Source organism: Bacillus sp. FSL K6-4563 (genome assembly GCF_038630405.1).
GTDB classification, from domain to species: Bacteria; Bacillota; Bacilli; order Bacillales; family Bacillaceae; genus Bacillus; species Bacillus pumilus.
Map to the genome: position 1 here is coordinate 1,832,038 of NZ_CP152030.1, position 22,240 is coordinate 1,854,277.

Sequence of the window (22,240 nt, forward strand, 5' to 3'; positions counted from 1 at the left end):
TGTTTACCTTTGAGTAAACTGCCAGGAATCAAATTGGAATAGGTTGGCACCATTTCCTTTGAAGACAAAAAATACGTTGTGTACTCCCGTTGCCCCGTTTACTGCCGCTTCTATTTCTCGCCAGTTTCCGCCTGTGGAAGGGACATTGAGTGTTCCGGCAATTCTACCGTCTGGACTGCCGAGACGTACTTCAATTTGTCCGCCTGAAGCGGCTGCTACATTGGCTTTAAAGGTTCTGGCACCTCTCGATCCGAAATCGACATTACTGACAGCCACCCAATCGCCGTTTTGAATGTTTGTGACGTGCTGGTTATTGGCTGGCCCACCAGGTGCTGAGGAGGCCTCTGTTAAAATGCGCCCATTCCAAGCGAATGTTTCAGCTTCTACCCGTTGATAAGGATTTAAGTTGGAAAGCTGTTTAACGCCTTCAAAATTGGCTGCGACCTCTCGAAGGGAGCCGTCAGCATTATGCACAAGCTTATTAATGTGGGGAGATCTGTAGCCTTTCCCTGCTCCGTATAAGGCAGAGCTCACCGTTTGTGTGTGATACACGACATACCACTCGTTTTTAAAATTAAACACAGCATGATGGTTGTTACCGCCGCCACCGAAAAATGCACCCGGATTTTTCAAGAAGTGTCCTTTATACGTAAAGGGACCCATAGGACTTGAGCTCGTCATATAGCCGATCTCGCCTGGTGGTTTATCTGCTGGGTGAGAGCCGCCAAAATTGATGCAATAGGAATAGTAATAGGTACCGTTATACTTATGCATCCCTGAATCTTCAAACATAAAAGGAGCATCAATGGTTGATGCACTGCCGACCACACTTGTCATGTCAGGCCCTAGCTTCAGAACTCTTGCTGTTTTAGGATTGGCCCATTGTCCCTGCGTTGGATTTGAACCGCCTGGAACGCCTCCACCAGCATATAGATAACCGGTCCCGTCATCATCTACAAATACGGCTGGATCAAACAGCCATACAACACCTGACATCCCTGGTGTATTTGGCGTGACGAGCGCTTTTCCGATAGGATCTTTCCAGGGACCAATCGGGCTGTCCGCTGTCAGGACGCCAATCCCTCCACCGCTGTTAGCAAAATAAAGGAAAAATTTATCCTTCCCATTGATCTTCTTCACCGCAGCGGCTGGAGCCCAAGATGCGCCTGCCCATTTGGCAATCCCTTTCCCGCCATTGGCCCCATTGGCACCTGCTACTGGAATCGCTCCGTGATCTGTCCAGTTCACCATATCCGCCGAAGAGATGACAAAAACCCTATTCAAGTTTGCAAAAGAATTGTCCTTAATCGTTCCATTGCTGTGATACTCATAGTCATCGCTCGACATATAAATGTACACTCTTCCGTTATAGGTGAGCGCAAACGGATCCGCCCCCAGGTGATGGTCTATGAGCGGATTTGCATTTCCTACTCGTTTTGCAATGGGGGTACTTGCTGCACTCGCATCATATACAGGTATACAGCTTAGTACCAAAGCAAGAATCAATAAACCTAAACCGCACTTCATCCTCTTTCTCATCGTGTCATTTTCCTCCTGTTTTCATCTTCCTAATCTTGGGGTTTACGCCCAATTTCAAATTATGTTGATAGATGCTGATGAAGAATGAATACAAAGGATGATTTCTTGAAGGAATCGTTGCTAAAACAACTATGTAAACCCTTACTTTTTGACTAGGAGACAACAAAAAAATGCAGTTCTCCTTTTGGAACTGCATTTTCTTAGCTTATTCATGATGTTGATCACATATAACGAGCGGTCACCATTTTCTTTCTTGTGTAAAACTCCACTCCGTCTGTTCCATTGGCATGCAAATCCCCGTAGAAAGAATCCTTCCAGCCGGAAAACGGGAAAAATGCCATTGGTGCGGGAACACCGATATTGACGCCGAGCATCCCTGCGTCGATGTTTTCGCGAAATTCTCTGATGCTTGATGCACTGTCTGTGTACAGGCAGGCACCGTTCGCAAATTTTGATTGATTGGACAGGTCGATTGCTTCTGTTAGTGAAGAGACACGAACAATGGATAAGACTGGGGCGAAAATCTCGTCCTGCCAAATTTTCATTTGATTTGTCACATGGTCAAAGATCGTTGGTCCAACGAAATACCCTTTTCCATTTGTTTCGTGATCTTTCCTGCCATCACGAATGAGACTTGCGCCTTCTTCAATCCCTGACTGGATGTATTGAAGCGTTCGTTCTTTATGTTCCTTTCGAATGACTGGACCAAGAAAGACCTCTTCATTTATTCCATTTCCAATGACGAGCTCGTTCGATTCATCAACTAATTTTTGAATGAGCTCATCTGCCACTTCTTCTTCCACTGCGACAACGGCCGCAGCCATGCAGCGCTCTCCTGCTGATCCAAAGGCAGCACCAATGATTTGTTTCGTTGCCGCGTCTAAATCTGCATCTTTGAGAACAATGGAGTGATTTTTTGCTCCTGCAAGTGCTTGGACACGTTTGCCATGCTCTGTGCCTTTTTTATAGACGTATTCTGCGACTGGCTGAGAGCCGACAAATGAAATGGCTTTGACCTTTTGGTGTTCAAGCAGACCATTGACGACATCGTGAGCCCCATTGACAATGTTGAGAACCCCTTTTGGAAGACCTGCTTCTTCGAATAGCTCGGCTAATCGCGCGGCAAGAATCGGCGTGCGCTCTGAAGGTTTTAAAACAAACGTATTTCCGCACGCAATGGCAAGCGGGAACATCCAGCAAGGGACCATCATCGGAAAGTTAAATGGTGTAATCCCCCCGATGACGCCTATTGGATAGCGGTACATGCCGGATTCGAGTCCAGATGCGATATCTGGTAATTGTTTTCCCATCATTAAGGTTGGTGCACCAGCGGCAAATTCGACACATTCAATCCCGCGCTGCACTTCTCCTTTTGCTTCTGTTATGCTTTTTCCGTTTTCAATCGTGACGAGTTCAGCCAGCTCATCCCATTTTTCAACGAGTAACTGCTGATATTTAAATAAAATGCGGGCACGGCGGGGAACGGGGGTTTTCGACCAAGTGGTAAATGCTTGTTGTGCTGCCTGTACCGCACGTTCGACATCTTTTTTTGTTGAAAGCGGCACTTCTGCGATGATCTCGCCAGTTGCTGGGTTATATACTGCCTCTGTTTGACTAGTTTCTGCCTCAATCCATTGTCCGCCAATATAATTTTTCAACATTTGTACATCTGTTTTGGTCATGTTCCCTCTCTCCTTTTTATGAAAAAATGTCATGCTTATAGGATGTGTTTGGTTGTCATTGTCTCATCTAATGGGCGCCCATCTGTATACACTCTTTGTCAAATATTATTGTCGTTTTGGTTTACGTTGTGATAAAAGCTTGCTCTAACGTGTGAAAGGTTGTCGCCCATTCATTTGTTTGTGAGAAATGATTCCGGAATGTGATTCATTCATGATGTATTTTTGATTAACTGTTGGTTAACTTTAGAAAAATCATAATATTAAAAACGCTTTCAGTCAATCCTCTTTTTGCAGCATAAAAAAACCTGATGCGCGTAGCATCAGGTAGAGGCTGGTTTATTTCTGTAAGTTGGTTGATGCGGCATATTGATTCGGTTCTGCAAAATGCGGAAGCATCTCACCATGTGCTTCAATGAGTTCATCGCATAATTTGATGATGTCATCAATCGATAGTTCAGCGCTTGTGTGTGGATCAAGTAATGCCGCTTGATAAATGTGCTCTTTTTTGCCGCTGATTGCTGCTTCGATTGTCATGAGCTGTGAGTTGATATTGGTCCGGTTCAGTCCAGCCAATTGTTCAGGGATCTCTCCGACATAGCATGGCATGATACCGCTCCGATCTGCAACACACGGCACTTCGACACACGCTTTTTCAGGCAGGTTGTGAATGAGGCCTCCTGTGTTCAACACATTCCCAGCAAATTTAAAGGGAACGTTCGTTTCGATCGCTTCAATGATACGAGAACCATATTCTTTTGAGCGAGTATGTGTGATCTGTGTATTGCCCACAAGGTCATGCTTCATGGTATTCCAGTTGTTGATTTGTTCCTCGCAGCGTCTCGGGTATTCATCAAGCGGAATGTTAAATTGACCGATCAGTTCTGGATAGCGTGATTTAATGAAATAAGGATGATATTCGGCATTATGTTCTGAGGATTCTGTGACATAGTAGCCGAATTTATCCATCAGCTCAAAACGTACCATATCATGATGCCGCGCTTGCTGCTTTTCTTTCGCTCTTCTTTTGATTTCTGGGTACAAGTCTTTTCCGTCCCGTTTCACTTCTAATAACCATGCCATATGATTAATGCCGGCAATTTTTTCTTCAATGCCTTCATGATCCATTTCAAGTGATTCAAATAGATCCTTTGTACACACCTGCACACTATGACAAAGACCCACCGTTTGAACCTGTGTATAGCGCAGCATCGCACCTGTCAGTGTGGCCATTGGATTTGTGTAATTTAACAATAAAGCATTTGGGCAAACCTCTTCCATCTCCCTTGCAAAATCAAGCATCACAGGAATTGTTCGAAGGAAGCGGAAGATGCCGCCGATGCCAACCGTATCCGCAATCGTTTGTCTTAACCCATAGTTTTTCGGAATCTCAAAATCAATCACCGTGCTTGGCCGGTAGCCTCCAACCTGGATGGCATTGATCACATATTTCGCATCCTTTAAGGCTTCTTTTCGGTTGTGATAGGACTTAATGGCCACATGTGCACCGTAGTTCTCTTTTAAATGGCGGAGCATCGTTTCGGATTCTTTCAGCCGGTTGTGGTCGATATCATATAAAGCGAATTCAAAACCGGTTAGTGCAGGGACGAACAAACAATCTCCTAATATATTTTTAGCAAACACGGTACTCCCTGCACCGATAAATGTAATTTTAGACATAGACGACTCTCCTTTTCGCATCCATATTGAACTATCCTTTGACAGAGCCTTGTGAAAGCCCTGCGATAAAATATTTTTGCAACAGTAAAAACATCGTCACCATCGGCAGCATTGCAATGAGCGCAGCAGCACCAACGAGCTGAAGCTGATGTTGATTTTGACCAAAAAAATGGGATAAGGCGACTGTGAGTGTGTGCATCTCTTTATCTTGCAAAAAGAAGATGGCAAATTGATAGTCGTTCCAAATATACACACAGGCAATGATTAAAACAGAAGCGGTAATGGGTTTCAGAAGCGGAAAAACGACGGTGAAAAAAACTCTAAGTGTCCCAGCTCCATCAATACGGGCTGCTTCTTCAAGCTCCTTTGGAATGGTTGACCGGATAAAGCCTGCGTATAAGAAAATCGTTAGCGGCAAAAAAGCAGCGACATTATTTAAAATAGCGATTTGATAGGTGTTCATCATCCCAATTTGAACGACCAATTTATAGAGCGGGACAAGGGCTGTGAGTGGTGGAATGACCATAATGGCGATGAATAAAACATAAACTGCTTTATTTAGCTTTGTGCTTCTTCTTGCGAGCGGATAGGCTGCAAGAGAGCCAAGAAAGATGAGGCATACAGCAGAGCTGAACGTAATGATCACGGTATTCAAAAAGGATTGGCCAAGCTGAGCCTCTGTCCATGCCGTGCGAAAGTTTTCAAGATGAAGCGCTTTTGGAAACAGCCATTTTGAACTGAAATCTCCTATCCCCTTTAATGATGTCGTTACCAAGATATAAAATGGAATGAGATGAAGCAATGTCACCAAAAGGGCGAGGAAGGTGTACCATCTCTTCTTACGTTTAAAGGCATTTTCCATCACACCTCGGTCTCCTTTCGTTTGAAATACATCAGCGCTGCGATACTAATGACAAGGATGATGACCGCCATGAAGACCCCTTGAGTTGCTGCATAGCCTGCATCCTGACGTTTGAAATACAGATCATACATAAAGGTCGACATCGATTGTGAGGAATCTCCCGGTCCGCCGCCAGTGAGCGCCACAATGACATCAAAGAGCTTGAGCCCGCCAATGACATTTAGCACAACATTAATGGTGATAGACGGTATAAGGAGAGGCAATGTAATTCGCCTAAATTGCTGGAGGCTGGATGCACCGTCTAATTGTGCCGCTTCATAATAATCCTTAGGAATACTTTGCAGTCCTGCTAAATAAATGATCATCGCAATCCCAACGAATTGATAGGTGTTGACGAGCACAATGATCCAAGTGTTTAATTGCGGATTGCCAAGCGCATTCAATTGATCAAATCCAAAAAGCGTCACCACATCGTTTAAGGCACCGCCTTGGTAAGCAAACACGAAATACCAAATATAGCCCATCGCAATCGGACTAATCATGACAGGTAAATAGATGACTGTTCTTGTGATCGCTCTCATCTTTAAGCTTTGATTTAATAAAAGAGCATATCCAAGTCCGATGATATTTTGTAAGATGGTGCTACCGATTCCGTATAGAAGTGTATTTTTAACAACAAGCCATGTCGTTGGGTCCTGAACCAGACGCTTATATTGATCAAGCCCAATCCATTCATAAGTTTGTGAGAATCCATTCCAATTCGTAAAAGATAGCTGAATGCCGTTCAAAAAAGGATAAATGATAAAGGTACTGACAATGAGAACAGCTGGCAAGTACATCCACCAAAGGGATGAATTCTGGCTTTTTTTCATTTTCTGCTTTGGTAAAGAGGTGAATGCGGCTGGCTGCTGTGCTTTTGTGATGTCATTCATTGGATTCACTCCTGTTTCAGCATGAGCCTGCTATTGTTTTTTCAGACGCTTATATTCCTCTTCCATCTTCTTCGATAACTGTTCTGGTGTGATGGAGCCTGCTAATAATTCTTGACCCGTCGTTGCCATGACAGCCCACATGCCGCTTGGTAAGTATTTTCGATCGAAGTAAGGTTCAATCTTAACCTTTTCGTATTGATCGTAAAACGTAGAGTAATCGTTTTTCGCTTTTACTTGCTTTAAGGCTGCTTCAGAGGAGGTGCCTTCTGCGATCTTTTTCGCATTTTCAGGCTTTGTGAGAAAATCGATGAATTGTTTTGCTTCTTTTAAATGTTTGGAGTCTTTCCAGGCAGCGACCGTAAACCGTTCTCCTCCAATCCAGCTTTGCTTATCTCCTTCATGAATAGATGGAACTGGCATCGTGCCGACTTTGATCGATGGATTGAGTTCAGACGCTTCAGGTCCTAAAGAACCTCCGACAAAGGTGAAGGCTATCTTGTTTTGTGCCATTAGTTCAGGTGCTTGAGTGAGTTTTGCTGTGAGGACATCTTTGTTTAAAAGGTCTTGATCCTTCAGTTCCTTCATGAACTGTGCAAGCGGTGTATAGAGAGACCAATCAAATGATCCGTTTTCAAGGTCTTTTCCGTATCGATGGTTTGGACTGGTGATCAATAAAGGTGTGGCGAGTTCATCAAAGACTTGGGCGATATTTGAGTTGTCTCCTCCTGGTATCCAGAGCGGCACAACCTCTCCTTTGCTCTTTTCCTTCACTGTCAGCAAAGCGGATTTTAGCTCATCAAGTGTTCTAGGGATTTCAATGTCATAGTCCTTTAATAGATTGGCATTAAAGCTAAGCCCGTCTTTTGCTTGATTCAGCGGATACGCGTATACTTTTCCATCTTGGTCCTTTAAAATTTGATCGAGTGAAGGATCAAGCTGTTTCACCCAATCCATTTCTTTTAGATCAGCGAAATACTCGCTGTAGCGCAGTTTGGCCCAGCCGTGTGTGTCAAACAGATCCGGCATATCATTTGCTCCCATTTTGACACGGATCGTATCTTCATAGCTGTTGCCTGGGAAGTTGGCATCGATTCGAAGATGTGGATGCTCTTTTTCAAACTCACGAATCACTTCTTCAAACGCTTTTCTTTCCCCGCTGTTGCTCATCGTCGAAAAGAGAGTTAGGGTGACCTTTCCGTTTGCTTCGGACGTTCCGCTATTGCTACAAGCAGACAAAAGAATGGTCAAGATAAAGGCCGCAGTGAGTAGCATGATTTTTTTATTCATGGTTTCCTCCTTTTAATCACTGAAAATTCAGACGATAATCGGTAGAATTCATGCAGTTGCGGAAACAAAAGAAGTCCATTATACTGGAATTCTATTCTTTTCAAAGAGATAAGAGAGCATACCGGTAGGCTGCCTTGTTCTTCGCATGATCTGGCCATCATGCGAAGCAGCTTGCTTTCTGCTTTTTTGTCTCTTTTTTTGTTTGCTGAAATCGTGGGTTCACCCCCTTTCATGGATGAGGCATGTGCTGCCTCTTTCGATGAGTTTTGTTGGCACGACGACTTTTAGAGGAAGCTTTCTGCCGTTTATTCTCTCAAGCAAAAGCTTCAAACTGACTTCCCCCATTTCTTCTGTATATACTTTGACGGTTGTAAGCGGCGGGCTTGAAAATGAAGCCGCTTCAATGTCATTAAACCCAACGATGGATACATTTGAAGGTACGCGTAGACCGGCTTCGTTGAGCGCGCGCATTGCACCGATCGCCATTGAATCACTTCCGATAAAAAAGGCTTGTGGCAGGTTTCCTTTTTTAATGGCCTGCTGCATGAGCGTATAGCCTTCTTGCATGGAGTATTCCCCGATATGGATGTCATCCAGATGAAGACCACCTGCTTCTTGCATTCTTTTCATAAACGTCGTTTGTCTTTCGTCCTCAATCACAGCATTCCCTTCGAAATAATGCTCTCGCTCCTTTCCGCCAAGATAGCCTAGATGTGTATAGCCAAGCGATTGCAGATGGCGAATCGCTCGATCTGCCGCTCTGACAAAATCGACATGTACACAATCATATAAATCCTCATCTGCATAATGATTGATAAAAACAATGTGTTCCATTCGATTTGTCATTTTTTCCACCGTATCAGGGCTAATTCGTCCAATGACGATCAAACCGTCAATATCCTTTAGCATCGCCCCTTTATCCATGCTTCTCAGGCGAAAGGTATGGAGGGTGGAGAGCCCTTGTTTGGCATATTCTTTTTCAATTCCTTTTCGAATCGATGAAAAAAAGGGGTCATTTAATTCTTCGTCAATGGATTGAGCGACAACGATACCGATGACTGGGGATTCAGATGGGCTTTTTTCCTCTGCTTGATCGGCTTTTCTTGCTCTCACTGGGGTATAGTTTAACTTCTTTGCAATGTCGAGGATGTTTTGTCTTGTTGCGTGCGAAACGGCAAGGGTTTGATCGCCATTTAACACACGGGATACAGTAGAAACGGACACTTTTGCATCATGAGCAATATCTTTGAGTGTGGTCATAGGCAAACTCCTCTTGGTTTTTGACTAAATATTTACTAAAGATATTTGAAGGATAACATGTTGATAAAGCGCTTTCAAGTGTGAATTTGTGATTTTTTATTTTGTTTTTGAGTATGTTTTGTTTAGATGTGAGATTTTAGTAAAGTTGCGTAAAAAAGAGGATGGGTTTCATCCTCTTTTACTAACATGATTCAATTGAGGCTGTTTCTTTTGAAAACAATTGCTTCATTGTCTCCCAAGCTGTATCAAGTTGATGGTGAAGTCCAAATAAACCTGAGTTGCCGATAATATAGATCTCGTTTCCAGCCTCAGCAAGCAGCCGGAACGTGCTCTCATTACAAGAGCCGTCTACTTCAATTGAAAACGAGTAGCCTCCCTTCTCTTTTACATCTTTCACCTGTTTCATTTTCTGAAGCATTTCTTTAATAAAAGGCTGACCTGCAAAGCCTGGATCAATCGTCATGATCGTCACTCGGTCTATTAAATGTAGATAGGAATCTAACGCTGCAATTGGTGTGGCGGGGTTTAAGACAAAGCCGACCTCGCAGTTTCTTTGATGGATATGCCGAATGATTCTAAAAACGTCTCTTTGCACGACCTCTGGGTGTAAGCAGATCATGCTTGCGCCTGCATCAATGCAGGCATCGATTAAAAATTCTTGGGGGTATTCTGCCATAAGATGCACATCAATTGGTCTATCTGTCAGTTTTCGAAGCTGTTCTATGAAAAAGGGTGATAAGGTGATATTTTTCACGTAATGACCATCCATGACGTCGACATGATATCGATCTGCTCTCGTGTTGAGAATATGAATTTGTTCGCGGAAGTGCGTTAAATCCATGCACATCAGTGAAGGTGAAAAAATGGCTGTCATTCCCAGGTTCCTCCTTTTTACAGTTGAAATAAAAGCTTGATCAATCCAATCAAGATTCCGATGATACCAAAGTCTGTATCTCCAAAAGTTGTCCCTTCAAAACCAAGGGTTCCTAACACAGGTAATAAACAAGCAGGTAAAAAAGAAAGAAGCAACCCATTCGCAAATGCCCCAGCGACAGCCCCTCTCACGCCTCCTGTTGCATTGCCATACACTCCTGCTGTAGCGCCGCAGAAAAAGTGAGGGACAAGACCAGGAACAATGACAGTTAAACCAAACAAAGGTAAAAGAAAAATGGATACGATGCCTCCTGCAAAGCTGCATAAAAAACCGATAATGACTGCATTTGGAGCAAATGGAAAAACGGTTGGCGCGTCGAGTGCCGGCTTTGCCCCCTTCACAAATCGATCAGCAATTCCTTTAAAAGCAGGCACAATTTCACCGATTGCCATCCGCACCCCGGCTAAAATAATGTACACACCAGCAGCAAAGGTTATAGCCTGAATAAGAATGAAGACAGCGAAGTTCGTGCCCCCGCTCATTTGTTCTATAAAGGGAATCCCAGCAAATGGTGCAATCGCAAAGAACAGCAAAGCCATCGTGATTGAAATGGCCACAGATGTATCTCGTAGAAAGCCGAGTGATTTAGGCACTTGAATGGTTTCTGTTGATCTCTCCGGACGACCGATCCATTTTCCGATCATTCCCGCTGTAAAATAACCGAAGGTACTGAAGTGTCCAAGCGCGAGATCATCGCTTCCAGTGACTTTCCTTGTGAATGGCTGAAGAATAGCGGGTGCAATGACCATAGCTGTCCCTAATATAATCGAACCGGTGGTGACAAGAAGCGCTCCTTGCATTCCTGCTGTCGAAAGAACGACTGCGAGCATTGCAGCCATATACAAGGTATGGTGTCCTGTTAAAAAGACGTATTTAAAGGGGGTGAATTTTGCCAATAATAAATTGACCAGCATGCCAAAAATCATAATGAGAGCCGTCTGTGTCCCGAATTCCTTTTGAGCAATGGCTGCCATGGCATCTGTATTTGGGACAACCCCTTGAATGTGAAATGCTGCTTCAAACATTTTTCGAAAAACTCCAAGTGAATCAGACACGACTGTGGCGCCCGCTCCTAATATTAAAAAACCCATCGTTGTTTTTAAGGTGCCTGATACAGTATCGGCAGCTGACTTTTTCTGCAAAAGTAAACCAGCTAGTGCAAACAAACCGATGAGAATGGCTGGTGTGCCCAATATATCGTTCATGATCAGTTCTATCATGATGTGAATCCCCCTTTTTCGTGGCTTAAATGTGTTTACGAAGGACGTCTTTAATGGCTTCCTGGTCTAACAAGTTATTTAACCCAGCGATCTCTCTTGTGCCGTCATCCAGCTGATCGATAATATCTGTTGCTCCGATATATAGATCAGCCAGTTCATTTTTACTTGTGCTGAGATCGGTATGGTCCACTTCAGCTACAAGCCCTAGCTCTTCTAATGCTTTTTTGACATTCATTTCTACGATAAAGCTGCTTCCTAATCCGTTTCCGCACACAACAAGAATTTTTTTCATTCTCTTTTTCCTCCTTTATCGTTGTGAAAATTGATCAATTAGTTTTTGCACCGATGCTAATTCATTTGCTTCAACCAGTTGTTTCCTCCGTTTTTCATCACTTAACAGCATGGTCAGCTGTTTGAGTGCTTTCAGGTGGGTCATACTGTCAATGGCTGCTAGCACGATGATGAGACGAACCTGTTTTTTTTCATTCTTAGAGAAAATAACGGGCCGTTCGAATGACATGAGTGACATGCTTAATTTGTTCACGCCGTCCTCTGGTCTGGCATGTGGAATGGCTACTTGTGGTGCAATCACAATATAAGGTCCATTTTGATCAACGGACTGAATCATGGACTCCACATAACCTTTCTGAATGGCATTTTGATCGAGTAAAGGCTGTGCTGCTTTTGTGATGGCCTCTTGCCACGTTTCTGCTGTTTGTTGGAGATAAATGGTTTTTTCTGTTAATAAATCGTTTAACACTGGTTTCCACCCTTTCTGATGGGGTACATATGCGGGATGAAGTAGCTCTTTCAGATCACGAAGCAGTGCTTTTTCATTTTGTACGATGGTGTGCTGTTGAATGATCTTGAATAAAACGTTCACATTTTTCTCATCAAACATGGTTTCTGCACCTTCTGCATATTGAAGTAAGGTTTTTTTCTCATAGGCAGTAAGGATGGGATGAACGAGATGAACGGGCTTTCCTTTAAACGAAATAGGTGTTGTTGACACAACAAAGTCGACATCAATGGATGACATTTCTTCATATGATCGCTTTGATAATAGATCACGAACTTCGATATAACCGATTAATTCGATAAGCTGTGTTTTTAACATATGACTTGTGCCAATTCCTTCGCCGCAAACAATGTATACAGAACGCCGCACAATTGGCGAAATTCCTTCTCTTCTCATCCAACCACCAAAATGCATCGCCACGTAAGCAATTTCATGATCACTTATCTTTGAGCAGGTCGCCTTTTCTAAATGGCATACGACCTTTTGAGTGATGTCAAACACCTCTGGCTGTGTTTTTTTAATAGATTCTGTTAATTCATTGCTGATATCAATGTGATAGATGAGTCTGTAATAGGCTGGGATGAGATGCATGGTTAAGTTTTGCTCCAAGGCTTCGTACTCTTGAAAGGAGATACAAGCATACCGCTGAAAATCAAAAATCATTTGTCTGGCAATGGTGCGAATGAGATGCTCTTCTGGCTTTTGACTTGATGGAAGCTTTTGTTTCTTGGCGCTGAGCCATAGAGTGCTAAGAAAATAGATTTCATCATCATGAACTTGAAGGCCGGTTTCTCTTTGAATTCGTGCCATGAAACGAATAGCCGCCAAGCATTCATCTGTTTCCTGCAATGTACGCTTTTCTTCGTTTGAAAGGTGTACAGCACGTCCTAGCTTCATCCGCTTAAAGTAGAAAAAGAGATCCAAAGACAGCTGATCCAGCATTTCATCTGCAAACTCGAGCTTAAGCTCTTGTTCTGACTGCTCGAGGAGATGCTTTAACCTGTTATATGAAATGGGCCCCTTTAACCAAAAAGATGGAAACGCTTTTTCATTTTTTATCATGGTGCGAATGGAATGAATATAAGGTTTCAGCGCCAATCGAATCGCTCTTTCTTCTCCTGAAATCAAATAGCCGCAGGCTGCCTGATAGTGAAGCGTGAGCAGCTGCTTTGAAAGTGCTTCTTTTAGCTGTTTCATATCTTCAAGCAATGTATTTCTGCTCACTTTGGTGAGCTTCATCAAATCATCTATTTTTAGATATTTCTCATTGCATGCAATGGATAAGAGCAGGATCGCCCTTCTTTCCTTTACACATGGTTCATAATCGTGACCGACAAGAATGGTGTCAGCTTTTTGAATAATGACTTCTTTTTCATGTGGATTTAAGTAGTAGCCAAGTTGATCTTTTCGCTGAACGCCACTAAGCTCATGAGTTTTCAGCCAGCTATTCATTCGTTTGATTTCAGAGTAGACGGTTCGAGTAGAGACATTCAGTCGATTCTGTAAATCTTCAATTGATAGATAAGAGGTTGTGTGAAGCAGCATCGATAATAAAGTCGTGCCCCTTTTGGTTAAGTGCAGTTCGAATTCCTCCCTTCTTCCCTTTGGTTATAAGTCTAATCAACTCACATGCATCAAAGAAGCCCAAATGTCTTCAGCAAATGCTGTGCAGCTTTTTGGGTGTTCTTTTGTTATAAGAAAAAGCACACTCGCTTGAGTGTGCTTTGAGATTTGTATACAAAGAGCTAAATTTAGCCTTTGTCTTCTTTTATGTAATAGAAATGAGGTTAGGATCTCCTAAAAAATCATCAATTATATCAGACAAGTTAAAAACCTTCATCATAAAAAAACCATTTAGAGATGTTGGTTATTCTATTTATTGTTAACTCAGTTGCCACAATAGAAACTCGACTTTTTCTATTAATTCGCCTTTTTGATTCGTTTCAAATGATGTGACTGGATTTTCCCAATTAAAGTCTTCTACTACATCCAAACCATAAACCCCTTCCGGATCAGCTTCCGGATACCATCCAACATCTAGCAGTATATTTTTCTTACTATTCTTGATTTGCAATAAATCTTCTGTGAAATTTAGCCATTTATCATGTTCATCTTTATTGAGTAATGCCGGATCTAACTCTGTTAAAGAATTGTAACTAATTTCCCATCCTGAAGGTATTCTAAGTGGCTGAAGTTTATATTTAGGAAGTTCTTTCTCAATTTTCATTTTAAATACTTACGCTCCTTATGATCTTGGTTTAGCTATTTTTAAATACTCTTGTAATCGATTACCTGCTATTGGATGACCATGAAAAACTCCACTTGAAGTTAGTTCCGCTCTAACCCAAGACGTTTCGACTCCTAAATCAAAACCAACTGGACGACTAGTATTATAAATAAAATATACTGCACCTTTCTCGTTTTCTACAATTAACCCTTTTTTTAATGCTTCTTTCTCAATAACTTTATTTTTTATATTAGGCAAATACTGTGCCTGCTTTCGTCCTGTTTCGCTAAATAGCTTAGCTTGTTCAGCTGTTTTTGCTTTTAAATGTTTAAAACCATGTTCTGTAAAGGTAGCATTGTTGATTTGAGTTCTAAAGTCTTTTCTACTGTAGTAGTGATTATGAGCTATTTTGTCGTGTCTTTTTGAGATGTTTGGAGTTAGTCTCATCTTCCCATTGAACCCTTTCGCCCCAAACGGCAAAAGCATTCCCAGCGCCGCATTCATACTCGCTTCCTGCTGTTCTTTTGAGATCTTGTTTCCAAACATATCGCGGCCTGTGATTGCTTCGCTGAAGCCGTTGGTGGCGGTGAGGCCATATAATCCTTTTTGAGATGTTTTCAGGGCGTCAAAGGATTTTTGTGATGTCTTGTAGATGTCGACTGCTCTGACTGCGGCTGATGTGGCTTGAGTCGTTTTATAGACCGCCTTTCCGCCTTTGAAAATGCGTCCTGCCCAGCCGACGATTGGGATGTAGCCTGCTGCTGCCATGCCGCCTGCCGCGACTCGCTGGCCTGCGGTGAGTTCCTCGCCCGTGATTGGATCAACGCCTGTTGCGGCACGTTTTGCATCGTTCACACCTGTCAGTTCATTGACGATATTTCCACCGTAATCGAGCGCTTTTTCATACCAAGGGCGGTTGGCGAGGGCTTCTTGTTCCTTTGCGATCTCGCGGGCTTCTTCTTGTTCTTTTTTGATTTTCAGATATTCAGAAGTTTGCTTTTCAATATCGCTTTTTGCCTTGTAGATTTCGCTATTTTGATACGCTTTCTTGTCAAAATTCATAGGCGAAATCGCTTTTCCGTCATTTGTCGCATTCATCATTTCAGCGTACAATGCCATTGTAGCTTGCTGCTCCGTCTCTGACAAAGCATATTCATCTTTTAAATTTTGATCAAGCTCTCTTAGTTCTTTGACCGTCTTTTTTCGTTCATCTTCCGCTTCTTCTATTTTTTCGTCAAAGTTTTGGCTATCAAATACCTCTAGGGAAATGAGGTCATCAATGTCTTGAAAAATCGTTTTGAGTGCCTTTTTTTGATCCTTTACAATGCTTTTGGCGTTTTTGATGCCCATATGTACTGCGTTGTCTAAAAAGTGTTCTTCTACAAAGGTATCGCCGCCAAAGTTCGTATCATCAAGTGTCCCAGAAACACCTTCATGAAAGGCTTTTTGCTTATCAATGAAATTGATAAACATGTCAACATTACCCGCTAGTTCTTTATAAAAGCTTTTAATGTTATCGGCACCTTTCCCAGTAAAATCATCACCAAGGTTGGCAACACCTTGTAATGCCTTTTTTAAATCTACCATTTGTTCACGGAGTTCCTGATAGTGTTTTGCCCTTGTGTCCATTGCACTTGTTAGTACTTTTGCATCAAGTATCTTGCCCAGCAGAATTCTCTCCTTCCTATTCATTGACAAGGTCAATTTTACCAACACAAAGTTTGTCATTAAATAGGAATAAAGATACAAAAACAGCTTCTATTTGATCAGAGAAAGGTGCGTTTCTTTTTTTAAAAAAACGGACACCAATCAAGGCATTTAAAATGCTCAATGATCAGCGTCCGCAGGTTCTTCTTTCTGGAAAAAATATTCGGTTCGTTTTTCTTGTCTATTATACGATGATCCACATAAAAAAGAAGTTCTTATTCAGGATGTATTTATTTACGCAGTAATGGCTGAGTCGTGCAACGGAAAGCGCCACCTAAGCTTCTTGTTATTTTAAAATCAACATATTCCAACTAAAAATTATCAAGACCTAAATTGAAAAAAGTTAAATAAATTACAAGATATAACATATTTTATATGACTAATATGTTATACCCTTTCTTCTTAAACTAACGCACCTGTTAGCATAACAAGAAAATGATTATTTTATTTTTTTTAGCATCTTAAAATTAGCCAACGTAACCCCTTTTTTTTCCACAGTTTGTGAACAAACAATTTTGTAACCTAGATGTTCAAAAAATGGCTTAGCTGTAATACTTGCTTCGGTATCAATTTCTAGAAGATTTAGTTTCTTTGCCTCAGATTCGAGCATATCAACTAAAGCTGTGGCTATACCTTGTCCTTGATAATCTTTATGAACGAATAGTCTATCTAAGTACCCGGTATGCGTTAAATCGCTAAAACCAACAACTTGATCATTCACTTTAGCAACAAATGTTATATTTTGACCCAATGATTCCTTCCAAGAATTAATTTTAGATTCTTTTTCATCTCTTGGTGCCCAAGCATCCAATTGTACTTGGGAATAATCTTTTGAATTTACGGAATGAACTGTTTCATAAAACAATGAAATAATCTCTTTTGTATCAGTTTCCTTAAACTTTATAATCTCCACTTTCTGTTATACCTCCCCTTATTAGGATAAGCATCCTATATTGTCATAACACATCTATCCTAAAAGATATTAACGCTCGGTCTAAAGACCTCACTACGCCTCCTGCTGTGGGCTACGTCCTCCCCAAATACAAACTTTTGTTCCAATGTGTTGTATACATATTATACAATCTTTCAACATCTAATGAACGAATATCATATGCATAAGAAAAGAGGATATATGCTCATATATTGAACATAGTATCCTCTTATTAGTTTAGTAACGCATCAGTGTGTTTTCTTACGATTTAGACTTAAGCAATTGCAGCTCTTGCTCCATTATTTCAGCTGCTTCTGAAATGAATTGGATGATTAAATCTAATTCTTCTCGTTTGTATTCGTTTGTGAGCTGCTTTGTTGATGCCGATAAGGATTGGAAGAGTTCTTTTACTTGTGATTTCCCTGCCGTTAATGGAACGATGATGACTCTTCGCTTGTCTTTTGAGTCCTTTTCTCTTTTGGCGTAGCCCGCTTTTTCAAGGCGATCAATCAGAGCTGTGACCGCACCTGAGCTAAGACCTGTTTTTTCACTTAATTCTCCTGCTGTGAGAGGACCGAGTTCGTTTAATAAATCGGCTGATTTGAGATCTGTTGGAAAAAGGCCGAGCGATTGAGCGGCTGCTTGGTGGAATAATACGGTTCGTGTGGCGAGGCGCCTCATTGTATGGATGATCAGGTCTGCTCTGTCTTCTGCGTCGTTCTTTATTGACAACTTGTTCTCCTCCCTTTAAAATCAATTTATCTTGATCATCAAGATAAATGTTCTCTTCCTTTATATTTAAGTTGATCATAGCAAAAATAAGGAGAGAACGTAAGCAGGAGGTAAATGAAATGAATCATGTGGATAAAGGCAAGGCATCCACTCGCTTAGTTGTCATCGGTTTGCTGTTAGGAATTTTTATGGCGGCGATGGACAATACCATTGTTGCAACAGCAATGGGAAGCATCGTAGCAGATTTGGGCAGTTTTGATAAATTTGCTTGGGTGACGGCTTCTTATATGGTGGCAGTAATGGCTGGAATGCCGATTTACGGAAAGCTTTCTGATATGTATGGTCGAAAGCGTTTTTTTCTGTTTGGACTTATTTTCTTTTTAATTGGATCTGCGCTGTGCGGTATCGCACAAACGATGGATCAGCTCATTATTTACCGAGCCATTCAAGGGCTTGGAGGCGGTGCCCTTCTTCCAATCGCGTTTACGATCATCTTTGATATCTTCCCGCCTGAAAAACGCGGAAAAATGTCCGGTATGTTTGGTGCAGTGTTTGGTTTATCGAGTGTACTAGGACCACTATTAGGAGCTATTATCACAGATTCAATCGGCTGGCATTGGGTTTTCTATATTAACGTGCCAATTGGTATTGTTAGTGTGGTCTTGATTGCCAGATACTACCGGGAATCGCTAGAACATCGCAAGCAGAAAATTGACTGGTCAGGTGCTATCACACTTGTCGTGGCGGTTGTGAGCTTGATGTTCGCTCTTGAGCTTGGTGGTAAATCTTATGCGTGGGATTCAGTGCAAATCCTCACACTTTTTGCCGTGTTTCTTGTGTTTGGTACCATCTTCTTTATTGTTGAGCGTAAAGCGGAGGAACCGATTATTTCATTTTGGATGTTTAAAAATCGTTTATTTGCGACATCTCAAATTTTGGCGTTTTTATATGGCGCAACATTTATTATTCTTGCCGTCTTCATTCCTATTTTCGTTCAAGCGGTGTACGGTGAATCTGCCACTAGTGCAGGATTCATTTTAACACCGATGATGATTGGGTCTGTCATTGGCAGTATGATTGGCGGAACGATGCAGACGAAAGTGCCTTTTAGACGTCTTATGGCGATCTCTGTTATTTCATTTTTCGCGGGAATGCTGCTCCTTGCCAATATGTCACCAGATACAGCTAGACTGTGGCTCACAATCTTTATGATGATATCAGGATTTGGTGTCGGCTTCAGCTTCTCCCTTCTGCCGTCAGCTTCAATGAATGATCTTGCCCCTCGTTACCGAGGCAGTGCAAACTCGACCAATTCATTTATGAGATCGCTTGGGATGACACTTGGTGTCACGATTTTTGGGACGATTCAAACCAATGTCCTATCGAATCGCTTAGCAGATGCCTTTAGCGGAATGAAAGGCGCCCCTTCTCAAATTGGCGATCCACAAGCCATTTTTCAAGAAGGTGCTCGCTCACAAATTCCGCCTGATATTTTAAATAAAGTCATCGATGCGATGTCACAAAGTATTACGTACGTATTTTTGATTGCATTGTTTCCTATTGCCCTTGCAGCGATTACGGTCCTGTTTATGGGAAATGCACGGGTACACACATCAAATGAAATGAAAGAAAACGAATAATGTGAAAAAGCAGAGCTTAAGCGGCTCTGCTTTTTTGTTTCACTGATATAGAGGAAGGGCTTTGCCCTCACTGCCAACGATCCGTATTTTCGATGTGACCATATCTTTTGCTGCTTGTTTTGCTTTTTGTAAATACATACGTGGATCTAAGCTTTCTGGTTCGTTTGAAAAATGATCGCGGATGGCTTCAGAGTACGCATTTTTTAATTCAGTTGAGACATTGACCTTTGCCATACCAAGTGCCACACATCGTCTGACGTCTTCATCCGGTACAGCGGAACCGCCGTGCAGCACAAGGGGAACATCGACCAGTGATGCAATTTGTTCAATGCGGTCAAAATCAATATCCGGAACCCCTTTATAAATGCCATGTGCGGTACCAATTGCAGGTGCTAAAGTTGGTACCCCAGTTTCTTCTACAAATTGACGGCATTCTGATGGAATGGCTTTTTCAGCATCCTTTTCATCGACGACGATATCATCTTCGACGCCGCCTACCTTGCCTAATTCTGCTTCAACGTTCACCCCTACTTTTAATGCGAGGTCCACAACTTCTTTTGTACGGCGAACATTTTCTTCATATGAATGCATCGATGCATCGATCATGACGGATGTATATCCCGCCCTGATACAGGTGAGAATCACATCAAAATCCGTACAGTGATCGAGGTGCAGACCGATTGGGATTTGATATTGATCAGCCGCCGCTTTGACTGTATCTGCAATCGCTTTTGCTCCAAGAGATTGAACGGTTCCAACCGTTGTTTGCAAAATGACAGGTGACTTTAATTCTGCGGCCGTTTCGAGCACCCAATAAATACTGTCAAAGGAATGTACATTGAATGCAACGATTCCGTATTTTTCTTTTTTCGCAGTCTCAAGCATCGGTGTTGTGGATAGTAAAGGCATGATCAAACATCCTCTCTCGTTAAAATATCTGTTTCTAATACAGTTAGCATCTCTTCATTTGTTCTTGTTTCCAGTAGCTTTTGTCGTTTCGCTTCATCCATTAATCCTCGTGAAAGGGCAGAAAGAGCCTTTAGATGAGTGGTCCCTGCTTCACTTTTGGGGATCAGTAAGGATAAGAAGAAAAAGCAAGGCTTCCCATCAAAAGCGTCCCATTCAATGCCTGTTTCCGTGCGGACGATCACGAGTGCTGGTTTTGTGATGGCGTCTGTTTGTGTATGCGGAATCGCAAAACCATCTTGAAATCCAGTTGTACTCAGTGCTTCTCTTTCAGCTAAGCCTTTTTTAACATCCTCTGGTGATGTACAAATACCTGCTTTGTAGGCAATGTCAGCAATGGCTGCGAAAACGCCAGCCTGTGACGACGCGGTTTCATGAAGATTCATATAAATATGTTCCATCATTTCTCTTCCTCCCTATTAAACTGCGGGTTTGTCTATTTTTTTACGATAAAGTCCGTATAGAATGGCACCTACAAGTGATCCGATCAGTATGGATAGTACCCACTGGAATGCGCCTGTGACGACTGGAAGGACAAGGAACCCGCCATGCGGAGCTGGAACCTGTACGCCAAAGAGATACGTCAATATAGCAGAGATGGCGGAGCCAAACATGATAATTGGCAGGACAACGATCGGGTTCTTTGCCGCAAATGGGATGGCCCCTTCTGTTATATGTGTCGCTCCTAGAATATAGTTAATGGCCCCTGCATTTCGTTCCTGCGGTGTGAAATGTTTTCGGAAAATCGTTGTGGCAATCGCAATGATAAGCGGTGGTGTGATACATGCTGCTGACACACCTGCCATGAAGTAAAGGTTACCTTCTGCAAGTAAAGCCGTTCCTGTGACATAGGCTGCTTTGTTAAAAGGTCCTCCCATGTCAAATCCACACATCGCTCCAACAATTAAACCTAAGAGCAGTGGATTCGTGGATTGAACAGCTGAGAGAAAATCCATTAATGAATTATTTAGCCCCGTGATTGGAACTAATAGAGGTGTCATCACAGCCCCAATTAAGAAAATACCAATGACAGGATAGATGAAGATTGATTTTAATCCGTCAAGTGATGCAGGTAATTTTTGAAGCAGGAATTGAAGGAGTACGATGATATACCCTGCTGCGAAACCTGCGATAATACCACCTAAGAATCCAGCGCCTCCATCGTTTGCAAGCAGGCCGCCGATAAATCCGACAACCATCCCTGGGCGTCTGGCGATTGAATCAGCGATAAATGCTGCTAAAATAGGCACCATTAAGCTAAAGCCGAGTCCACCAATGCTTTTCAAATAGGCTGCAAACGGATGATACGTTTCATGCTGAGGATCAGCTGAGTAAATACCGAATAGAAAAGATAAAGCAATTAAGACCCCGCCTCCAACAACAAATGGAAGCATGTGTGATACACCGTTCATTAAATGTTTGTAGATGGTGTGTATCCACTTATTCGCCGACTTTTGTTGAGCTGGTGAAGAAGAAGCAGATGTTTTTTCTGTTCCAGTAGCTCTTCCTTTCACTTGATGAACGGGAGCTTCTCCATTGATAATGCCTTGGATCAGTTCATTTGGCGTGCGGATACCCTTCGCTACAGGCACTTCAATCAGTGGTTTGCCGTGAAAACGATCTGTATTCACATCTTTGTCAGCTGCGACAATGACCCCATCGGCCTCCAGAATGTCTTGATCGGTTAAAGCGTTTTCAATTCCTACTTGACCGTGCGTTTCAACTTTGATGTCGACCCCTAGTTGCTCAGCAGCTATTTTTAATGCCTCAGCTGCCATAAATGTGTGTGCAATGCCTGTTGGACAGCCAGTTGCAGCGACAATTTTTTTACGGCTCATGTCTATT

At 42.2% G+C, this 22,240-nt stretch carries 19 protein-coding genes; 1 reads left to right on the plus strand and 18 read right to left on the minus strand.

What is annotated here, in order from left to right:
- Window positions 1-3: 3 nt before the first annotated feature.
- From MHH54_RS09120 to MHH54_RS09190, 15 genes are all read right to left on the minus strand, one after another.
- Entirely contained in the window at window positions 4-1,539 is a 1,536-nt protein-coding gene (locus MHH54_RS09120) for a glycoside hydrolase family 43 protein (RefSeq protein ID WP_003212282.1), read from the minus strand.
- A 221-nt stretch (window positions 1,540-1,760) separates the two neighbouring features.
- Window positions 1,761-3,221 (minus strand): CoA-acylating methylmalonate-semialdehyde dehydrogenase, encoded by a 1,461-nt coding sequence (locus MHH54_RS09125; RefSeq protein ID WP_003211356.1) that lies wholly within the window; start codon window positions 3,219-3,221, stop codon window positions 1,761-1,763.
- A gap of 336 nt (window positions 3,222-3,557) precedes the next feature.
- Window positions 3,558-4,898 carry an alpha-glucosidase/alpha-galactosidase gene (locus tag MHH54_RS09130; RefSeq protein ID WP_003212141.1) on the minus strand — a complete coding sequence of 447 codons (1,341 nt, stop codon included), beginning with the start codon at window positions 4,896-4,898 and terminating at the stop codon, window positions 3,558-3,560.
- Between the two features lie 31 nt (window positions 4,899-4,929).
- Window positions 4,930-5,760, minus strand: coding sequence for a carbohydrate ABC transporter permease (locus MHH54_RS09135; protein WP_003211851.1), 831 nt, complete (start codon window positions 5,758-5,760; stop codon window positions 4,930-4,932).
- Window positions 5,760-6,692, minus strand: coding sequence for a sugar ABC transporter permease (locus MHH54_RS09140; RefSeq protein WP_095117803.1), 933 nt, complete (start codon window positions 6,690-6,692; stop codon window positions 5,760-5,762). The genes MHH54_RS09135 and MHH54_RS09140 overlap by 1 nt, the downstream gene beginning before the upstream one ends.
- 30 nt (window positions 6,693-6,722) lie before the next feature.
- Window positions 6,723-7,979, minus strand: a complete 1,257-nt coding sequence (locus MHH54_RS09145) for an ABC transporter substrate-binding protein (RefSeq protein WP_342500895.1) — start codon at window positions 7,977-7,979, stop codon at window positions 6,723-6,725.
- Between the two features lie 219 nt (window positions 7,980-8,198).
- The gene (locus tag MHH54_RS09150; RefSeq protein WP_003210944.1) at window positions 8,199-9,239 is read right to left on the minus strand and encodes a LacI family DNA-binding transcriptional regulator; all 1,041 of its coding nucleotides are present in this window, start codon (window positions 9,237-9,239) and stop codon (window positions 8,199-8,201) included.
- A gap of 181 nt (window positions 9,240-9,420) precedes the next feature.
- Window positions 9,421-10,113 (minus strand): D-allulose 6-phosphate 3-epimerase, encoded by a 693-nt coding sequence (alsE, locus tag MHH54_RS09155; RefSeq protein ID WP_342500896.1) that lies wholly within the window; start codon window positions 10,111-10,113, stop codon window positions 9,421-9,423.
- 17 nt (window positions 10,114-10,130) lie between these two features.
- Window positions 10,131-11,393 carry a PTS ascorbate transporter subunit IIC gene (locus MHH54_RS09160; protein WP_342500897.1) on the minus strand — a complete coding sequence of 421 codons (1,263 nt, stop codon included), beginning with the start codon at window positions 11,391-11,393 and terminating at the stop codon, window positions 10,131-10,133.
- A gap of 25 nt (window positions 11,394-11,418) precedes the next feature.
- Complete coding sequence (locus tag MHH54_RS09165) at window positions 11,419-11,685, minus strand: PTS sugar transporter subunit IIB (protein WP_342500898.1); 267 nt, start codon at window positions 11,683-11,685, stop codon at window positions 11,419-11,421.
- A gap of 15 nt (window positions 11,686-11,700) precedes the next feature.
- Window positions 11,701-13,773 carry a BglG family transcription antiterminator gene (locus MHH54_RS09170; protein WP_342500912.1) on the minus strand — a complete coding sequence of 691 codons (2,073 nt, stop codon included), beginning with the start codon at window positions 13,771-13,773 and terminating at the stop codon, window positions 11,701-11,703.
- A 301-nt stretch (window positions 13,774-14,074) separates the two neighbouring features.
- Window positions 14,075-14,419 carry a hypothetical protein gene (locus MHH54_RS09175; RefSeq protein WP_003212179.1) on the minus strand — a complete coding sequence of 115 codons (345 nt, stop codon included), beginning with the start codon at window positions 14,417-14,419 and terminating at the stop codon, window positions 14,075-14,077.
- 18 nt (window positions 14,420-14,437) lie between these two features.
- Window positions 14,438-16,111: a T7SS effector LXG polymorphic toxin gene (locus MHH54_RS09180; RefSeq protein WP_342500913.1), complete on the minus strand. Its 1,674-nt coding sequence runs from the start codon at window positions 16,109-16,111 to the stop codon at window positions 14,438-14,440.
- A 454-nt stretch (window positions 16,112-16,565) separates the two neighbouring features.
- Window positions 16,566-17,039: a GNAT family N-acetyltransferase gene (locus MHH54_RS09185; RefSeq protein WP_044141350.1), complete on the minus strand. Its 474-nt coding sequence runs from the start codon at window positions 17,037-17,039 to the stop codon at window positions 16,566-16,568.
- A gap of 279 nt (window positions 17,040-17,318) precedes the next feature.
- Entirely contained in the window at window positions 17,319-17,738 is a 420-nt protein-coding gene (locus MHH54_RS09190) for a MarR family transcriptional regulator (protein ID WP_243632642.1), read from the minus strand.
- A gap of 170 nt (window positions 17,739-17,908) precedes the next feature.
- Here MHH54_RS09190 and MHH54_RS09195 point away from each other — a divergent pair, with 170 nt between their 5' ends.
- On the plus strand, window positions 17,909-19,429 hold the full coding sequence (locus MHH54_RS09195; RefSeq protein WP_111913546.1) for an MDR family MFS transporter: 1,521 nt from the start codon (window positions 17,909-17,911) through the stop codon (window positions 19,427-19,429).
- A 39-nt stretch (window positions 19,430-19,468) separates the two neighbouring features.
- On the opposite strand, the gene MHH54_RS09200 is transcribed toward MHH54_RS09195, so the two are convergent.
- The 3 genes from MHH54_RS09200 to MHH54_RS09210 are packed head-to-tail and all read right to left on the minus strand — an operon-like array spanning window position 19,469 to window position 22,233.
- Window positions 19,469-20,338 (minus strand): class II fructose-bisphosphate aldolase, encoded by an 870-nt coding sequence (locus tag MHH54_RS09200; protein ID WP_342500899.1) that lies wholly within the window; start codon window positions 20,336-20,338, stop codon window positions 19,469-19,471.
- A gap of 2 nt (window positions 20,339-20,340) precedes the next feature.
- Window positions 20,341-20,799, minus strand: a complete 459-nt coding sequence (locus tag MHH54_RS09205; RefSeq protein ID WP_003211874.1) for a fructose PTS transporter subunit IIA — start codon at window positions 20,797-20,799, stop codon at window positions 20,341-20,343.
- A 15-nt stretch (window positions 20,800-20,814) separates the two neighbouring features.
- Window positions 20,815-22,233, minus strand: coding sequence for a PTS fructose transporter subunit IIBC (locus tag MHH54_RS09210; RefSeq protein WP_003211208.1), 1,419 nt, complete (start codon window positions 22,231-22,233; stop codon window positions 20,815-20,817).
- Window positions 22,234-22,240: the final 7 nt, after the last annotated feature.